The organism is Cryptosporangium sp. NPDC051539 (assembly GCF_044454545.1).
In the GTDB taxonomy this organism is placed as follows: Bacteria; Actinomycetota; Actinomycetes; order Mycobacteriales; family Cryptosporangiaceae; genus Cryptosporangium.
The window spans coordinates 1-1,320 of record NZ_JBITDV010000040.1 but is presented as its reverse complement, the minus strand read 5'-3'; the positions used below and the strand labels follow the sequence as shown (position 1 = coordinate 1,320).

The following is a 1,320-nucleotide window of genomic DNA, read 5'->3' as shown; positions in this document are numbered from 1 at the left end:
CTAGTGGCGCTGGCTTCGTAGCTCGGCGACGCTGACCGCGAGTCCGGAGCGTTCGAGTCGGTCGAGGACTGCTGTTGGCGTTCCCATCGGATTGCGCCAGGAGTCAGCGATCTGCTGGATCGCTGCCACAACGGCATCTCGATCGATGCCAATCTGATCGTGAACGAAGTCGTCCGGAGACTTGGGTTCAATGTCCCATTGGTCAAGATCTTCCTTGGGGAAGTGCTTGAGGTTGGACGTGACGACGACTTGTGCGCGGGCTCGGATTGCCGCCGCCAGGACATGTCGGTCATCAGGGTCCGGCAGCTTGAGGGAGTCGATGAGCGGCTCATAGCCGGACACCTTCCAGTCGCGGACGGCGGTGGCCATGAGCGCACGAGTGCGGTCGAGTTTGGCGGGGTCCAGGTCTGGCCGGTCCCGTTTGAGGGAGTTGAACACCTCGTCCAGGATCGTCTCGGTCCAACGAGCTTGCACCAGGCCGGTCTGGGCTACTCGAAGCAGGAGGTCGCGCAGGGCGCTGGGGTACAGCACGCTGGCGTCGTAGACAACGATGAAGGCCAAGAATCTACTCCAGACCCATCTCTTGCGTCAGCACCGCGAGTTCATCTGCCGCCGTGCGACGGCGCCCGTCGTCACGGTGTTTGTAGGCGAGCAGCGATCCCGCGAAGATCCGTCGATGTGTGCCGACCTTGCGGTACTCGATCTCCCCGGCGTCAAGTAGTCCGATCAAGTACGGCCGTGAAACGTTCAGGAGATCGGCTGCTTGCTGCGTCGTCAGTTCCGCGTGTTCAGGGACCACCGCGACGCTTTGCCCGCTTGCCATATGCGCCAGGATGCGGGCAAGGAGCTCAACGGCCGGCCGTGGCACGACGAGCCGGGTGTCCGCGTCATCGGACAGGTGGACCATGGCAGGGGCTTCCGGATGCGCTTTGAGGTACGCCTGGATGTGCCCCAGGGCCTCGGCGGCGATGACTGCCTCGTCAGAACCTGGCGCGGAAGCTGTGTGTGACACGGGACCTCCAGCCTGTTCGCAATAATCGAAATAAGTGTAGCAATCGAAACGGCGTGGTGTTGAAACGATGCACATGACCGTGGTTTCCTGCGACCGCGTCGAAGGAAGCGCTCGCGCGAGAGCTGATCTTGAACGGGCGAGTAGCCAACTGAGTAGCCAAGGCAGCGAACGGCCACGGACCGCAGCAACCCACCACGGACCCAACACTCGGGTCCGTGGGGAGGTCCATGCGAGCATGGACCCCGGCGGACGCCGCGGGCGAAGCTTGTAATCGGGCGGTTAGGGGTTCAAGTCCCCTCACCAGCTCT

2 protein-coding genes are annotated in these 1,320 nt (G+C 62.9%); both read right to left on the bottom strand.

What is annotated here, in order from left to right:
• Nucleotides 1–561, bottom strand: a complete 561-nt coding sequence (locus tag ACIBZJ_RS43205) for a PIN domain-containing protein (RefSeq protein ID WP_395939431.1) — start codon at nt 559–561, stop codon at nt 1–3.
• Between the two features lie 4 nt (nt 562–565).
• Nucleotides 566–1,087: an excisionase family DNA-binding protein gene (locus tag ACIBZJ_RS43200; protein ID WP_395939430.1), complete on the bottom strand. Its 522-nt coding sequence runs from the start codon at nt 1,085–1,087 to the stop codon at nt 566–568.
• Between the last annotated feature and the right edge of the window lie 233 nt (nt 1,088–1,320).